Raw genomic sequence first — 14,905 nt, forward strand, 5'->3', positions numbered from 1 at the left:
TACATAGTTATTGAAGAATTAAACCTACTATCATAAATAAACTAAATACTATCATCCAACCAAACGCACAATAGCCGAAAATTCTAATCCATTTAGGTAATTGATTCATGTTAACTTTATTTGAGGGAACTCCTTGCATAGAAAACATCATTTTTTGATCTCTATCCCTATTAGTTTGTTGTTCATTCATAGCGTCATCACCTTTCCTGAACTATAGTGTTTATAGTATACGAGCCTGAAGAAAATTATGCACAGAATAGAAGGGGATAGCTTACATCATATGTGGTGAATTTTATAAATAAAGACGTTTAATTAGTCATGGCTCTAAGCACTAATCCTTTATAAATACTGAAAAAGAGCCCTACTTAAATAGGACTCTTTTTCTTCAAGTATTAACTTGCTGGATGTGCATCAGAACCAAGATAACGTTCTTTTAGAATTTGAACATGATGAAGCTCATGGCCAGCAATGATGTATGCTAATGCACGTACTGTAACTTCAGAATTGTTCGCATTTCCTCTTTGTAACCAAGCTTCTTTATCTAAGATTCTAAGTAAATACAGGGTAGATTGGCGAACAACTATTAAATTCTCAAGAAGAACTTGCATAGATTGCTTATCAAAAGCAGCTCTAAGAACATACATATCATCGTTATAGCCTGGAAGTTCTGCTGTCTCGCCTCGAGCAATAGATAGCAATCGATACGCCATAATTCGTTCTGTATCCGCTATATGACCGAGTACTTCTTTTATACTCCATTTAGTAGGACCATACCGAAAAAGTCCCTCACTATCAGAAATTCCCTTTAATAAAAGATTCGTTTTCTTCATTTGTTGTTCTAAAATATGTATGATATTTCCGTCTGATACCAAGTTAATATACGTTGCATAATAGGAGTTATATTCACTTATCTTTGGTCTTATTTGCATACGAATCATCCTTTATATTTAATTTTTACATATAGCTTATCATAAAAGAGTTCCAAATTAATCTGAAAGTTTGATTTCACATTAAAAAGAAACAAGAATGAATTTGCAATGCGTATGTGTAAACACCTAAATTAGTTTGATATACAAATAGAGCCCCATATGAATAGGACCCTATTTCTCATTTTCTCTATACAGCTAAAGATTTGTTGGGGGTTTTTAAGTATTTTGTAAGTTTTCATAATAAATCGAAAGAGCTTGATTTCACATTAAATAACAAACATGAATAGGAATTTACATTTAATTCGCAGGGTACTTCTCATTTACAAGATCTTCAATGTTATTTGCTTCTTTAATTTCTTTTGATGATAACCAATTTGTATTTCTTGTTCCAGACTTATTTTTTAAATTGATGTCAAAGTTTTTCGTATTTAGTTCTTCTTTAAGGATTGTGGTTACTTTGATTAAATCCTCAATTAAAGGGGGATTATTTTCAAATATAGTATTGGTCGTATTAATAACTAAAGTCACTATATATTTTCGATATTTTTCATCATCCGAACTTGAATACGTAATACCTTCAATTGAAAATCGATCGTTTTGCATTTCATGTAATTTTTCTTCTACTTTGGTCTGCGTTCTAATCCAATTTTTCCAGTATTCGTTTATTGGGTCTTTCATTGTGGATTTCATTGTTTGTAACAGTTCTTCTTTTGTTGTTACTCTTTGTACATTTTTAAAAGGTCCACCTAAAGATTTACCAGTATGATCTTTAATTTCTAGTTCTGTTATCTTTTTATTATTCTTCTGAATCAGTTGAAATAGGGCATATAAACGATCTAATTCTACGGAATCCAATTGGCTAAAGTCAATATCGTTACTCATTTGCAAAGTTAATAGCAACTCATCTGTTGGGCTTCCTTCTTCTGGATTTTGATTATCCAACATATATTGCAGAACATTTTCATTTTCATTTTCCACGTACCCTAACTTTTTCATTTCTTCTAGAGTTGGTTGGAATTTCTGATATGCCTCATATGTTTTTTTTCCATATTTGTATTCATCACCTACTATATATGAATAGAGGAGGCCTTGTACCTTTACTCGAAATTTGAAATTTTTGTTGTTTTTTTCTTGCACAGTATGGTAGGTATTACCACCATTATTTTCATTTATCGAGTTCCAATCTGTTACCACAATATCGATACCGTGTTTTTCTTTTATATATTCTTGTACCTCAGATTCATTTTCTTGATTACAACCACTTAAAAATATGAAATATACTACTAGTAATATTACATTTTTTATGCTTTTCATATAAGCACTCCCTACGTAAGAATTAATTCTTGAATGTGCAGCACAATGCAAAGCTGTCTTTTCCTTCGTCATTTACGCTAACTTTTATACAGTTTAAACTTTAAATGATTAGAGCCTTGATGTTTTTCGCCCATATCAGCCCGAACATTACTGTTTTGAAATACAGAAAATTGATTTGTTTTAATCTCTTTTTAAATTCTAAAAGTATATGATTTATCAGGTTCATCTTTACACTGTATTTTCATATCGTAAGAACAATTGTACAATAAAAATTGATTGTATTAATAAAATATCCCTTCCTTTAAATCGATACGGCGGAATTTATCAAAGAAAATGCTTCGTTCTACCAAATTTTCTTTACGATTAAATGCTTGATATTGCGATTGTAGGGGAAGATGAAAGGTTTTTAGGCATTCTTACCCACGCGAGAGTGATTGAACTACTACAAGAATCGTGGGGAGATAGGTACACACTCACCCTTGGGACAATTGAACCCTAATAAGTTTATACTTACTACAAAAACAAACAAACTCGTCCTACTAAAAGGGGAGTTTGTTTGTTTTTTGTTCAGATAAAGGAATGTTCATGCAAAATTGCACACTATGTTCCCTATTTTGTATAGAATACTTTATATCTAGTGTTTCAAGAATTTGTTTAACAATATATAGACCTAAACCACTTCCTCCGGTATTTCGATTCCTAGATTTTTCAATTCGATAAAATGGTTTGAAAATTTGTTGTATATCTTCATCTTTAATATTGATACCTGTATTTATAATTTGCATTTTAATTTGACCTTGTTTAGAATCCTTACTTAACTTTATATAGACTTTTTCATTATGTGGTGAATACATAACTGCATTATGGATAATATTTTTACATGCTTTTTCAAAAAGAACACGATCTGTATAAACAGAAAGGTCAGAGTCAATTTCTTTTATTATTTGGATGCTTTTTTGAGAAGCGAAAAATTCAAGATCTTTTGTGATTGTACCAATTAACTTTGAAAGATTAACTTCTTCTATTTTTAGTTTAAAAGTGTGTTGTTCTAACTTTGACATACTTAAAATTTCACGAACTAGTTGTTCCATACTTTCAATAATTTGATGATTTTTCTTTAAATATTGATCACGATTTTGATAAGGGCCAATATTGTATATCATCCCTTCTAAGTATCCTTTCATTACAGTAAGAGGGGACTTTAATTCATGTGCTACAATCGCAAAAAACTCTCTGCGTTTTGTTTCTATTTCTCTTTCTTTTTCAATATCATTTTTTAATTGTTCATTTGCTTTTTTTAAATCAAACATAGCTTGTTGTAAGTTAATAGACATGTCATTCAAACTATTAGATAATTCTCCTAACTCATCTGTAGAACGAACCTCAATTTTTTCGGAGAAATCTAAATTTGCCATCTTTTGTGCACCCTCATTAATATAAATAAGTGGCTTTGTAATAAACCTGGAATAGAAATAAGCACTCCCTATACCAATTACGATCACAATGATACTAATATAGGGGAGAAAGCGCACTAATACTTGCGAAGCTTCATCAATCGGTTGAAATGTTGCGAACACTACAAGCGTTAAACTACCATCTTGGAATTGAATTGGTTCCGTAACATTATATGAATTGCTAATGGTACCTGCATTCTCAAATCGTGCTGCTTTAGTAACTACTGTTGTTTGTGTACCACGTTGAATAAAAGAAAATGAAGGCGAGTAAATAATTATTCCTTCTTTATTTTGAAGCGAAAGCATCGCGTTATTTTTTTTTGCGTATTCATCAAAAAGTGGTATCGCATCTTGAAACGTAAGATCTTTTGACTTATCAATTATTTCTTTTATCCCTGTTTGAAGTTGATCTGTTTTGTATTGCTCATAAAACGTAGGGAGAAAGAAATATAAAGTTAAATAAATCAATACTGCAAAGGATAACAAGATGAGAGATGTAGTCATAAAGAGTTTATAAGTAATTTGCTTCATCTTCATGATTTTTAAAATTTTATTCATCCACTTTATAACCAATACCCTTTATTGTTTTAATGTAGGGAATAGCTAGTTTTTTACGTAGGTTTTTAATATGTGTATCAATTATTCGTGTTTCTCCAAAATAATCGTATCCCCAAACTTTTTCTACGATATTTTCTCTTGTAAGTACTTTTCTCTCATTTTGAAATAGTAGTTGTAGAATTTCGAACTCTTTGGTCGTTAACAAAATTTCAACATCATCTACATATACTCGATATGCATCAACATCAATGCGCACTTCTTTAAATACCAAATGATTATTTACATTTTTATCATAACTTCTTCTAAGTACAGCTTCGACTCGTCTAATTAAAACATGAAACGAAAAGGGTTTTGTTATATAATCATCAATCCCAAGATCGAACCCTTTCATCTGATCTTCCTCTTCCTCCAACGCAGTTAGCATAATAATTGGTACGTTTGACTGACCTCGAATCATTTTAGCAACTTCAAATCCATTAAGATTGGGCATCATTACATCTAGAAGAATTAAATCAAAGGATTGCTTATTAAATTGTGTCATACCCTCTAGTCCATCGGAAGCAACTACCACTGTATACTGTTGTGTCATTAAAAATTGTTTAATTAATTCCTGAATTTCTTGATCGTCCTCAACCACGAGGATATGATAGTTTTTCATAATATCACCTCTGGTAGTCATTATAGCCGTACAATCTGGAGTTTATGTGGAGATACAGTAGGAAACTTCATAGGAAGTTTACTGTATTAGATCCATTTCAAGATTGTGTATTTATTCTCCATAAAAAAACTTATCGTATAAAAAGCTGAACGATTACTATTTACGAAAAACTAATGTATAATAATGTAAATTACATGTGATTTCTTAAACTGTTTGAAAATCTACTTTCGCTACTTTAATAGGCGGGGAAAAGGTGATGAATTTCAATATAAAAGAAGTTAGCGAAATTCTAGGGGGTACATCACAAACTTTGGAGTTTTTTTGCTAATTTAGTAAAAGCTTCAGGTGTGAACTAAGAATTATTTAAATCATGCGAGAAAGGTTGTGAATTTATTTGAGAGGTTATAAAGCTATGCTGTTTGATTTAGATGATACGTTACTTAATAGGGATAAGGCAGTAGATAAATTGTTTTTATTTGTTTTAGAAAAGTGTTATGAGGATGTTAGTGATACAGTCAAAAACAATATGTTACAGAAATTCAAAGAATACGATAAAAGGGAATACGGCATGAGTGATAAAACGATAGTTTTAGAATCATTGTTTGATGTATTCCCGCCGAAGTATAGATTACCACGCAATTACCTCCAAGATTTTTGGAATAATAATTTTCCTAAATGTTTTTCAATAGACAAAAACACTATTCATTTCTTAAATCATATAAAGAAGCACTTTGAAGTTGGAATTATAACAAATGGCTCAACTCAAAGGCAAAAGGCCAAAATAATTAACACGAATTTAAACAATTACTTTGATACGATTATTATTTCTGAAGAAGTGGGATTGAGTAAACCTGATAAACGTATATTCGAACTAGCATTAAATAAGCTTAATGTGCAACCAGAAGATGTATTATTTATTGGAGATGACTTAGAAAAGGATATTGCTGGTCCTCAAAATGTAAATATAAAAGGTGTGTGGTTTAACCCTCAGAAAATCAAGAATACTACCAAAATACAACCATATGCCGAGATTAACACTTTGGATAGTTTGTTAAGTTATGTTACTCCACAATATTTTTATAACAAGTAAAAGTAATTCCATATATATATTCAAAAATATAAAAAAAGAGAAACTATCATTAATTTCATTGACCGTATTAGTTATAAAAAATAGAGGCCATTTTAATAACTGCGGCTATTTTATCTATAATTAATACGAAGTTTTGTAAAACAATCTTACTCATACTTTGTAAATTATAAAGGGGTGGGACTATGGAAATAAAGAAAGTAGTAATCGATGGAACCAATATTGCGGTCATTAGAAACGATAAGGTATTAATATCCGATGTTCAATCTGCATTAGATACTATGGCAACAGTTCAATATGAGGTAGATGCGAAACATATTATTATCCATAAATCTTTAATAAGTGAAGATTTCTTTGATCTAAAAACACGTCTTGCGGGCGATATCCTTCAAAAGTTTATAAACTACAAGGTAAAGATTGCTATCATTGGAGATTTCTCTATGTATACTAGTAAAAGCTTAAAGGATTTTATTTATGAATGTAATAAAGGTAAAGACATTTTTTACTTAGCAACCGAACAACAAGCAATTGAAAAACTAAGTACATTAAAGCAATAATAATACCCCAGTAAAATCTCCCTCTTTTTCACATCGCTTATTATTTACAACATAGAAGAACTGACGTTTGTGGTAAACTAAGAAATGAATAAAGGGGGAGTTCTCTTGAACAATTTTAATGATACGATCCGAAATTTAAACAATATAGTTTACAAACCTAACAATTTAATAATTACGAATTTAAAAGAAGAAAAGCAAAACGCAGAATATGCAGGATGTTTATTTCACTTAAATAACAAAAGCATTCGTTTTAGAAAATCAAAAATTACTCCTAATAAAATTGGTCAATTTGTTTCTTTTTGGGAGAAAGATGACAATATGCAAAATCAAGCGTTTTCTTATGACGCTGCTCCTGACTTATTAGTTATCACTTGTATAGATGATAATAAACTAGGACAATTTATTTTCCCTAAAGAGATTCTTCTTAAGGAAAAAATCTTGAGAACACAAAATCAAAAAGGCAAGATGGCTATGAGGATTTATCCTATATGGGATAACCCTGTTAGCAATCAAGCTAAAAAGAGCCAAATGTGGCAACTTCAATATTTTGTTGATTTCAGCGATTATAATAATTTACCTATAGACAAACTATTACATTTGTATTCGTAACTTCTTATCTTAAGTAATCTTGTGAGTTAGACTTTTTGTACCGGTACAGTTAAACGAAATGTACATTGTTTCCGTACCCCATCAAATTTACAATCAGCATATACTATTTTAACTTATACATTTTAAGGAGTGCTGACTATGACAAGTCTACAACATAAGCTTTTTACAAGATTGAATCTTGCGAAGCGTACTGAAGTGAAGTTTGAAGAATTAAATACAATTCTCTTTGCATTTGCACACACTATACCATTTGAGAATTTGGATGTTATAGCACGTAATACGAATGCAATTACTATGGAAAATTTACAGGATAAAATTTCAACTAGATCCCGCGGCGGACTTTGTTATGAATTAAATACTCTTTTTTACTACTTTTTAAAAGATTGTGGTTATGATATACAACTCGCATTAGGTACCGTATATAAAAATGATATAAACGCATGGGCACTTGAGGATGGACATATAACGATTATTTTAAATTATACTAACGAACGATACTTAATTGATGTAGGTATTGCTTCATTAGTACCTCTAGTCCCTGTACCTTTTACTGGCAAGTCTGTTTCTTCTAAAAATGGTACGTATCGAGTGAGACGAAAAGATACGAGTAAAGGGAATTACGTTCTAGAAAGAAAAGATATTAACGGTGAGTGGAAAGTTTGCCATGCTTTTTATAATCGTATGATTGATGAGGCAGTAGTGAATGATGTTCAAAAAAGAGTAATAGAAGATGAGAAATCTATTTTCAATAAAGGACCCATTGCGGTCAAATTAACAGAATCTGGCCATGTCTCTTTAACGAATACAAGTTTAACTGAAATAATTCATGGGGAAAAAACGAAACGTGAAATTACAGAAGATCAATATAGAGAGCTTTTATATACTTTATTTGCAATTAAGTTATGATAAAACAAATAGCCGGTTCTTATTCAGAACCGGCTATTATATTAATTGTGATTTAAAATAACTATTAAAGTTTAATTTTCTTAATAGATATAATACACTAGAACGGTATGAAAAAGTATGTACAATGAATTTTGAATGTAAAGGAAGATTTTTATGTCAGTTATCGATAAATTGAAGCTTAACAAGTATACGAATATGGTTGTTATTAATGAACCAAGTGATTACGAAGTTTTTATAGATAAAGAAACTGTATTTTCAAAAGAACACGATGCCATTTTTATTTTTGTAGAAACACTTGATGAAATGATGAAACAAACGAATTATATTATTAGTAATGAAGAGTTACTGATTGAAAAAGGTTATATATTCTTCGCATATCCGAAAAAAGGTAACTCTCGCTACAGTACGTTTATTCACCGTGATGAGATGTTTCCAGCATTAAACGTTGGAGAAGATGGATATGTGGGAAAAAGCGATATTAAATTTGCGCGAATGGTAAGTATGGATGACGTTTTTACTGTTGTAGGTTTAAAGCGTGAGAAGAAAAAAGCGACGAAAACGCCTGCAATGAGCCAATGTGTAGCTGATTATGCAGATCGAATTCAAGATGTTGAAGCTTTATTAGCTAATCATCCAAATGAACTTAAGTTTTATCAAAGTTTAACACCTGGATACCAAAAAGATTGGGCACGTAATCTGTTTTCTGTAAAACAAGAAAAAACACGTGAAAAACGTCTTGAAAAAATGATTGAAATTCTTTCACAAGGCTATAAAACAATCGAATTATTTCGTAAAAAGAAAAAGTAAGACTAGGCAATTCACAATGATGCAACAATTAATTGCGTTTGGCACATTGAAAAAAGGATTCCTTTCAGTATACTAAAGTATGTTCTTATATTTAAATAATTAGCAAAAGAAAAAAGGTGTTTGAAATGAAATCGTATATTGTAGTTGGAGCTGGCATTTTAGGAGCGTCTACTGCCTATCATCTTGCTAAGGCTGGCGCGAACGTTACTATCGTTGATCGTCAACAAGTAGGTCAAGCAACGGATGCAGCAGCAGGTATTGTCTGTCCATGGCTTTCGCAACGTCGTAATAAAGCGTGGTATAGAATCGTTAAAGGCGGTGCACGTTACTATTCTTCCTTAATTCAGCAATTAGAAGAAGACGGTGAAACGGATACAGGTTACAACCGTGTAGGTGCAATTAGTTTACATACTGATGAGAAAAAACTAGATCAGATGGAAGAGCGAGCTTATAAACGTCGTGAAGATGCACCAGAGATTGGTGAAATTACGCGTTTATCAGCTGAAGAAACGAAAAAATTATTCCCAGCATTATCAGATGAATATAGTTCTGTTCATATTAGTGGTGCTGCACGAGTAAACGGAAGATTATTACGCAACGCATTAATAAGCGCTGCGAAAAAACATGGTGCAACTTTTATAAAAGGCGATGCAGTATTAGTCTGTGAAGGTAATCATATTACTGGAGTTAAAGTAAACGATGAAACAATTTTAGCAGAAAAGGTTATTGTAACTGCAGGTGCATGGGCGAACGAAATCTTGAACCCATTAGGAATTAATTTCTTAGTTACATTCCAAAAAGGACAAATTGTTCATCTGCAAATGGAAAATACAGCAACAGAAAATATGCCAGTTGTTATGCCGCCAAATGATCAATACATTTTAACGTTTGACAATGGCCATGTCGTAATTGGTGCAACACATGAGAATGATACTGGTTTTGATCACCGTGTAACGGCTGGTGGTTTAAATGAAGTTTTCCAAAAAGCATTAACAGTTGCACCTGGATTAGAAAATGCTACCATGCTTGAAACGAGAGTTGGATTCAGACCATTTACGCCAGGATTCTTACCTGTTATTGGCCCGCTTCCTAACTTTGAAGGCATTCTCGTTGCGAACGGATTAGGTGCTTCAGGTTTAACTGCAGGTCCATATTTAGGGTCAGAACTTGCTAAATTAGCGCTGGGACAATCAATTGAATTAGATTTAAATGATTATGATGTTGCTGGCGCAATTGAATAATATGGGGTACTGCTAACATTTAGAAAAAAACACGCTAAGCGAATTCGACAGGAAATAAGCGGTTTTTCCCTCCGTTAAGAGTAAGTCTGTATATGAAAAATAAAATTCTTTAAAAATAGAGGGCTGACACCATAAACCTGCATTATTAATGTAGAATTGTGATGTTTGCTCTTTATTTATATTTATTTAAAGCTTATTTTTGAGAGGAGGTTAAGCAATGAGAGCACCATATCAAGTATTAATATTTCCTTATATAAAAACTGACAATTCTATTCAATATGCCATTTTCAACCGAAGTGATTATGGTTATTGGCAAGGAATAGCTGGTGGTGGAGAAGACGGTGAGATTCCTATTGAATCAGCAAAACGGGAAGCGTTTGAAGAAGCTGGTATTACAAGAGAATGCCCATATATAAAATTAGATTCTGTGTCTTCACTACCAGTAGAGGATGTAGTTGGAGGATTCCTTTGGGGAGAAGATGTTTATGTAATAAAAGAATTTTCTTTCGGAGTTAAAGTCCCTACAAAAAACATCTCATTATCTAAAGAACACTTCATTTATAAGTGGTTATGCTTTGAGGAAGCAGTAACGCTTTTGAAATGGGATAGCAACAAAACAGCATTGTGGGAATTAAACAAAAGACTATTAAAACAATTAAAGTGTTAGCTAATAACGATATTAGTGGAACAAGAATTAAACAATTTAAAAAAGCCTTGCTACATATGGAGTGTAGCAAGGCTTTTATTTTTCGTAGCAATATTTATAGACATATGTAACACATCCCTTCTTGTTTTTCACATAAACATTTTTTCTTTTATACAATAAAAGAAATTTAACAAGAATATATATACAGTATTACAAATCAATATTTTCCTGTTAAACCACCTGTTTTAAATAGAAATACGACTGATAAAACGATAACAACAGCCTTCAAACTCCCCCAATATGGATAAACAGTATGATCTGTTAAACTAGCATATTGAAAAATATTCTCTAAACCGAAAATTCCTATAATGACTGCCAAAAGAAATGCAGCTTTTCCTATATTCGTATTACGATAGAGGGTAAATAAGTATATTGCACATATAAGCGGTACGATGATTTGTAGTAAGATTGCCATAGATTGTCCCCCTAATTTATGTTTTATACTTATTATTATACTATAAATGTAATAATAAGGGATATAAGTTAATTGATGCTAAGTAGAAAACTGACTTGTCTATAGTTTTGATACTAATTGAACTACTCTAATCATATTCTTCTATATAAAAAAGAATACAAAGGGGTGTAAAGTTAATTGACAAAAGTTAAGGTTAGTTTACGACCCATTGTTCATAGCATAAATTTACCCACTGTAATAAAAACAGTTATTCTTCCAGGCGAATCGACTGAAAGGCTATTTATCGCAACCCAATTAGGGGAGATTTTCTACATAGGAGACGGCGTCATAAAAACATTTTTAAATATTCGTCATCTGATAATTACATTAGGCACATCTGAAGAAGGTGTTTCTAGTAGTGGCTATGATGAGCGGGGATTGTTAGGACTTGCGTTTCATCCACAATTTTATCAAAACGGTTTATTTTATCTTCATTATTCAGTAGCTGGAACCCAAGGTCCAGGTGCGCTTTCTGAACAATTTAAACCGAATCCTTGTGACCCGAAAACTTTAAACTTAAAGTGGCTAAATAGAGATACTCGATATGATCATATTGATACAATTGAAGAATGGATTTTACAATCAAACGCTCAACCTCAAAAACGTAGAACATTACTTCATATAAAACGCCCATTTTTTAATCATAATGGAGTAAATACATTAAACTTTTCTCCAGAGACGGGGAAACTTGTTTTTACAAATGGTGATGGTGGCTCGGGTTATGATCCATTTAATTTAAGCCAAGATGATTTAGAAATAGCAGGTAAAATCATTGAAATCGATGTAAGCAAAAATATATTTATAAATAATCCTCCAGTAGTTACGCGCTTTAATGAACTTCCTCTATCTATACAAGAAACACTTACAGTAATTGTGAAAGGTGTTCGTAATATAACCGGCATTTCATTCCAAAGATTTTATAATCAATATATCAAATACGCCGGTAATGTCGGGCAAGATATTGTAGAGTCTATTTTTTCATTTGTCCAATATAAACCGATACCGGTTACTGAACTTGTTCAAATGCATGTAATGAGATTAACTCCCAATCAAGATGGATTTATTAATTTTGGTTGGAGAGGATGGGAAGGAGAATTACCTACTTCTTTTATAAGGCACTGTTCTGAGAATCCTAATTTGGATAAGAGAACAATGGCTTATTATAATGAAACAATAGAAACATCAGTGAAGCGAATTCAGCCACTAATTAGTTATTTTCATAAAGACCCCAGACCAGATAAGTTTGGAGGAACTTCAGTAACAGGAGTTCAGCCATATATGGGAACTGCAATCCCAAATTTAAATGGTAGCGTTGTGTTTACCGACCTTGCTAAGAAAGAAGATTCACGGCCGCCAGTTAAAGGTGTTTTAGCATATGTTAGAGCAGGTACAGACGGTAAACATACTGATTTTCATGTTATTGAAACCAATTATGATTTCGGTACACAAGTAGCTTATTATATGAGTTTAGGAACAAATTCGGATCAAACCAGGTTATATTTAGGAGTTTATGGTTCTATGAAAGTAACTGACTTTAACAAAGGTACTATTTTTGAAATTGTTCCTTAATATGATATAAATTCTCTGATTCATTCTTTTTACAATTGTCTAATGTATAGTGATTGATTTCTAGAAGAGGATACAAATAAACAATAAGTGTATGAATAAAATAGAAAAGTGATGAATTAGGTATCTTTAGGGGGATTTTGATGAATCGGTTTGTACGTTATTGGTGTCAACTTATGATAGAGAATGATGCGAACTTTGTTCATAAAAGAAAATTGTCCCTAGCAAATAAGTTAGTCATTACAGCTTTAATGAGTGCTTTGGCCACTATGTTTCAAGCGGCGGGAAACTTAATTCCTGGTATAGGATTATTCATTAGTCCTTTTGCGACGTTACCAATTTTTTTGGCTATTTGTTACTCTATTCGTGAGGGGGTACTTTCTTATATTCTTACTATTCTCCTATTATTTATTATTGAGCCAAGTGAACTAATTGTATTTCCCTTTACTACAGGCTTATTAGGTATAGCCTTAGGACTTTCCTTTATACAATTCAAGAGGAGAATTTGGGTAATTTCCTTTTCTGCGATTTGTCTACTTATAGGAATTATGATTGTTCTAGATATTTTCCGTTTTCCAGTACTTGGTCCTACTATTCATACAACTATGGATATAAAAATTATTTTATCAATATTTATACTAAGCTTTCTATACTGCTGGATCTATGCAGGGCTTTGTAGAATATTGTTGAATAGAGTATATAAAGTATGGTTCTAACAACTGCATAGAATGGAGATTTAAATCATGTATAACATTGAAATTAGAAGACCTAATTCGGATGATTTAGAGGAACTTCACTTGTTTTTCCATATAGTTATAACGAATGCATATAAAGACGAAGGATTATCACAATTATCGGATGACATAGAAAATGAAATTAACATGAAAAAGCAATATTTGAAAACAGATTTTGATAGTAATGGAGAAAAACGTTACTTTTTATTAGCAATTGATACAAATAACGATAAAATCATTGGAACAATTGAAATTGGTCCAGCAAGTACGTTGATTAATAGTTGTACAGGCGGTGTACTTAAGGATTTGTATGAAATAGGAACTGTATTTATACTTCCGGAGTATCAAAGAAAGGGTATAGGGAGTTTACTACTAAACACAATGTTTCTTACGCTACTTAGCAGGGGAATAACAGAATACTGTTTAGATAGTGGCTACAAAAAAGCGCAAAGTATATGGACGAAGAAGTTTGGAGAGCCTAGTTATGTACTGAAGGATTATTGGGGAGAATCAAGTGATCATATGATTTGGAAGAAGAGTTTACATGATACTCCTATAATATTTGAATTATAAAATGAAATATGCCTCTGAACGTAGCTTTTCTTACGTATGTATGCTATTATTTATCTTTATAATAAAAGAGGACGTGAATGAACTTGATTAAAATTAATATTCCTGAAGCTGATGTTTCAATTACTGAACGTAAACAAGTTATTAAAGGAGACGAGCCAATCATTACTCCAATTAATGGTTTTATCGATTTCCACTTGTTCCCTAGAGATAAAGGCGGCATTTTTATGTTTTACAATATTAATGACGAACTTCTTTTCGTAGGTAAAGCTCGTAAAATTAGACAACGTATTAAGAAACATTTTGAAGACAATGTTTCACCAATTAAAAATCACCGCGATGAAGTGTACCGCATTGATGCATGTATCGTAGAAGATCCAACAGAAAGAGAAATTTACGAAACATATATCATTAATGAATATAAAGCAAAATATAACGTTGATAAAGTATTTTATAAATAAGCAACAAAAAACAATCCTAGCACATATACTGGGATTGTTTTTTTGTTGTTTCATTCTTCATTTCTTTCTCCTTTTTTAAAATGATTAGCAGCAATTAAACAGAAAAGCCCTATAAATAAAATTATAATTCCAACAGTTTTATGTTTTCCCTCAAAGAAAGGAATATCTGAAATAACATTTGTCATACATAATCCTATAAATACAAGGATAGGTCCTGCCCAAAGTAATACATTGCCGAACTTCGTATGTTGCCACATAGTAACCCTCCTCACTTCTTTTTACATATATATCCAT

18 protein-coding genes are annotated in these 14,905 nt (G+C 31.7%); 11 read left to right on the forward strand and 7 right to left on the reverse strand.

Annotated elements, in window-relative coordinates:
* Positions 1-7 precede the first annotated feature (7 nt).
* The 5 genes from ACUN28_RS16130 to ACUN28_RS16150 form a co-directional block, all read right to left on the reverse strand.
* Entirely contained in the window at positions 8-190 is a 183-nt protein-coding gene (locus ACUN28_RS16130; RefSeq protein ID WP_016087630.1) for a hypothetical protein, read from the reverse strand.
* Positions 191-392: 202 nt separating this feature from the next.
* On the reverse strand, positions 393-929 hold the full coding sequence (locus ACUN28_RS16135) for a DinB family protein (RefSeq protein ID WP_001167123.1): 537 nt from the start codon (positions 927-929) through the stop codon (positions 393-395).
* A gap of 297 nt (positions 930-1,226) precedes the next feature.
* Positions 1,227-2,243 carry a hypothetical protein gene (locus ACUN28_RS16140; protein WP_016087631.1) on the reverse strand — a complete coding sequence of 339 codons (1,017 nt, stop codon included), beginning with the start codon at positions 2,241-2,243 and terminating at the stop codon, positions 1,227-1,229.
* Between the two features lie 539 nt (positions 2,244-2,782).
* The gene (locus ACUN28_RS16145) at positions 2,783-4,255 is read right to left on the reverse strand and encodes a sensor histidine kinase (RefSeq protein WP_001033672.1); all 1,473 of its coding nucleotides are present in this window, start codon (positions 4,253-4,255) and stop codon (positions 2,783-2,785) included.
* Positions 4,248-4,913 carry a response regulator transcription factor gene (locus ACUN28_RS16150; RefSeq protein ID WP_016087632.1) on the reverse strand — a complete coding sequence of 222 codons (666 nt, stop codon included), beginning with the start codon at positions 4,911-4,913 and terminating at the stop codon, positions 4,248-4,250. The genes ACUN28_RS16145 and ACUN28_RS16150 overlap by 8 nt, the downstream gene beginning before the upstream one ends.
* 412 nt (positions 4,914-5,325) lie before the next feature.
* Here ACUN28_RS16150 and ACUN28_RS16155 point away from each other — a divergent pair, with 412 nt between their 5' ends.
* From ACUN28_RS16155 to ACUN28_RS16185, 7 genes are all read left to right on the forward strand, one after another.
* Positions 5,326-6,003, forward strand: coding sequence for an HAD family hydrolase (locus ACUN28_RS16155; RefSeq protein WP_016087633.1), 678 nt, complete (start codon positions 5,326-5,328; stop codon positions 6,001-6,003).
* Between the two features lie 182 nt (positions 6,004-6,185).
* A complete protein-coding gene (locus ACUN28_RS16160) occupies positions 6,186-6,557 on the forward strand; it encodes a DUF4180 domain-containing protein (RefSeq protein ID WP_016087634.1) in 372 nt (123 codons plus the stop codon).
* A 105-nt stretch (positions 6,558-6,662) separates the two neighbouring features.
* The gene (locus ACUN28_RS16165; protein ID WP_016087635.1) at positions 6,663-7,166 is read left to right on the forward strand and encodes a MepB family protein; all 504 of its coding nucleotides are present in this window, start codon (positions 6,663-6,665) and stop codon (positions 7,164-7,166) included.
* 138 nt (positions 7,167-7,304) lie between these two features.
* On the forward strand, positions 7,305-8,072 hold the full coding sequence (locus ACUN28_RS16170) for an arylamine N-acetyltransferase family protein (RefSeq protein ID WP_016087636.1): 768 nt from the start codon (positions 7,305-7,307) through the stop codon (positions 8,070-8,072).
* A gap of 153 nt (positions 8,073-8,225) precedes the next feature.
* Positions 8,226-8,879 (forward strand): YdeI/OmpD-associated family protein, encoded by a 654-nt coding sequence (locus tag ACUN28_RS16175; RefSeq protein ID WP_016087637.1) that lies wholly within the window; start codon positions 8,226-8,228, stop codon positions 8,877-8,879.
* Positions 8,880-9,004: 125 nt separating this feature from the next.
* A complete protein-coding gene (locus ACUN28_RS16180; protein ID WP_016087638.1) occupies positions 9,005-10,120 on the forward strand; it encodes an NAD(P)/FAD-dependent oxidoreductase in 1,116 nt (371 codons plus the stop codon).
* 217 nt (positions 10,121-10,337) lie between these two features.
* The gene (locus ACUN28_RS16185) at positions 10,338-10,787 is read left to right on the forward strand and encodes an NUDIX hydrolase (protein WP_016087639.1); all 450 of its coding nucleotides are present in this window, start codon (positions 10,338-10,340) and stop codon (positions 10,785-10,787) included.
* 196 nt (positions 10,788-10,983) lie between these two features.
* On the opposite strand, the gene ACUN28_RS16190 is transcribed toward ACUN28_RS16185, so the two are convergent.
* The gene (locus ACUN28_RS16190; RefSeq protein WP_000996284.1) at positions 10,984-11,241 is read right to left on the reverse strand and encodes a hypothetical protein; all 258 of its coding nucleotides are present in this window, start codon (positions 11,239-11,241) and stop codon (positions 10,984-10,986) included.
* A 177-nt stretch (positions 11,242-11,418) separates the two neighbouring features.
* On the opposite strand from ACUN28_RS16190, the gene ACUN28_RS16195 reads away from it, so the two are divergent.
* From ACUN28_RS16195 to ACUN28_RS16210, 4 genes are all read left to right on the forward strand, one after another.
* Complete coding sequence (locus ACUN28_RS16195) at positions 11,419-12,849, forward strand: PQQ-dependent sugar dehydrogenase (protein ID WP_016087640.1); 1,431 nt, start codon at positions 11,419-11,421, stop codon at positions 12,847-12,849.
* 140 nt (positions 12,850-12,989) lie between these two features.
* Positions 12,990-13,562, forward strand: coding sequence for a hypothetical protein (locus ACUN28_RS16200; RefSeq protein ID WP_016087641.1), 573 nt, complete (start codon positions 12,990-12,992; stop codon positions 13,560-13,562).
* A gap of 27 nt (positions 13,563-13,589) precedes the next feature.
* On the forward strand, positions 13,590-14,153 hold the full coding sequence (locus ACUN28_RS16205; protein ID WP_016087642.1) for a GNAT family N-acetyltransferase: 564 nt from the start codon (positions 13,590-13,592) through the stop codon (positions 14,151-14,153).
* A 77-nt stretch (positions 14,154-14,230) separates the two neighbouring features.
* On the forward strand, positions 14,231-14,611 hold the full coding sequence (locus tag ACUN28_RS16210) for a nucleotide excision repair endonuclease (RefSeq protein ID WP_001048941.1): 381 nt from the start codon (positions 14,231-14,233) through the stop codon (positions 14,609-14,611).
* A gap of 50 nt (positions 14,612-14,661) precedes the next feature.
* Here the strand turns inward: ACUN28_RS16210 and ACUN28_RS16215 are convergent, their stop codons facing one another.
* Positions 14,662-14,868: a hypothetical protein gene (locus ACUN28_RS16215; RefSeq protein ID WP_000267715.1), complete on the reverse strand. Its 207-nt coding sequence runs from the start codon at positions 14,866-14,868 to the stop codon at positions 14,662-14,664.
* Positions 14,869-14,905: the final 37 nt, after the last annotated feature.

The sequence above is a fragment of the Bacillus sp. WC2507 genome (assembly GCF_052656125.1).

Bases quoted from the DNA above. Each gene is read 5' to 3' on its own strand.
- ACUN28_RS16135 (WP_001167123.1), bottom strand. From the start codon at position 929: ATGCAAATAAGACCAAAGATAAGTGAATATAACTCCTATTATGCAACG.
- ACUN28_RS16185 (WP_016087639.1), top strand. From the start codon at position 10,338: ATGAGAGCACCATATCAAGTATTAATATTTCCTTATATAAAAACTGAC.
- ACUN28_RS16130 (WP_016087630.1), bottom strand. From the start codon at position 190: ATGAATGAACAACAAACTAATAGGGATAGAGATCAAAAAATGATGTTT.
- ACUN28_RS16180 (WP_016087638.1), top strand. From the start codon at position 9,005: ATGAAATCGTATATTGTAGTTGGAGCTGGCATTTTAGGAGCGTCTACT.
- ACUN28_RS16210 (WP_001048941.1), top strand. From the start codon at position 14,231: ATGAACTTGATTAAAATTAATATTCCTGAAGCTGATGTTTCAATTACT.
- ACUN28_RS16190 (WP_000996284.1), bottom strand. From the start codon at position 11,241: ATGGCAATCTTACTACAAATCATCGTACCGCTTATATGTGCAATATAC.
- ACUN28_RS16145 (WP_001033672.1), bottom strand. From the start codon at position 4,255: ATGAATAAAATTTTAAAAATCATGAAGATGAAGCAAATTACTTATAAA.
- ACUN28_RS16175 (WP_016087637.1), top strand. From the start codon at position 8,226: ATGTCAGTTATCGATAAATTGAAGCTTAACAAGTATACGAATATGGTT.
- ACUN28_RS16215 (WP_000267715.1), bottom strand. From the start codon at position 14,868: ATGTGGCAACATACGAAGTTCGGCAATGTATTACTTTGGGCAGGACCT.
- ACUN28_RS16150 (WP_016087632.1), bottom strand. From the start codon at position 4,913: ATGAAAAACTATCATATCCTCGTGGTTGAGGACGATCAAGAAATTCAG.
- ACUN28_RS16140 (WP_016087631.1), bottom strand. From the start codon at position 2,243: ATGAAAAGCATAAAAAATGTAATATTACTAGTAGTATATTTCATATTT.
- ACUN28_RS16205 (WP_016087642.1), top strand. From the start codon at position 13,590: ATGTATAACATTGAAATTAGAAGACCTAATTCGGATGATTTAGAGGAA.
- ACUN28_RS16200 (WP_016087641.1), top strand. From the start codon at position 12,990: ATGAATCGGTTTGTACGTTATTGGTGTCAACTTATGATAGAGAATGAT.
- ACUN28_RS16160 (WP_016087634.1), top strand. From the start codon at position 6,186: ATGGAAATAAAGAAAGTAGTAATCGATGGAACCAATATTGCGGTCATT.
- ACUN28_RS16155 (WP_016087633.1), top strand. From the start codon at position 5,326: ATGCTGTTTGATTTAGATGATACGTTACTTAATAGGGATAAGGCAGTA.
- ACUN28_RS16170 (WP_016087636.1), top strand. From the start codon at position 7,305: ATGACAAGTCTACAACATAAGCTTTTTACAAGATTGAATCTTGCGAAG.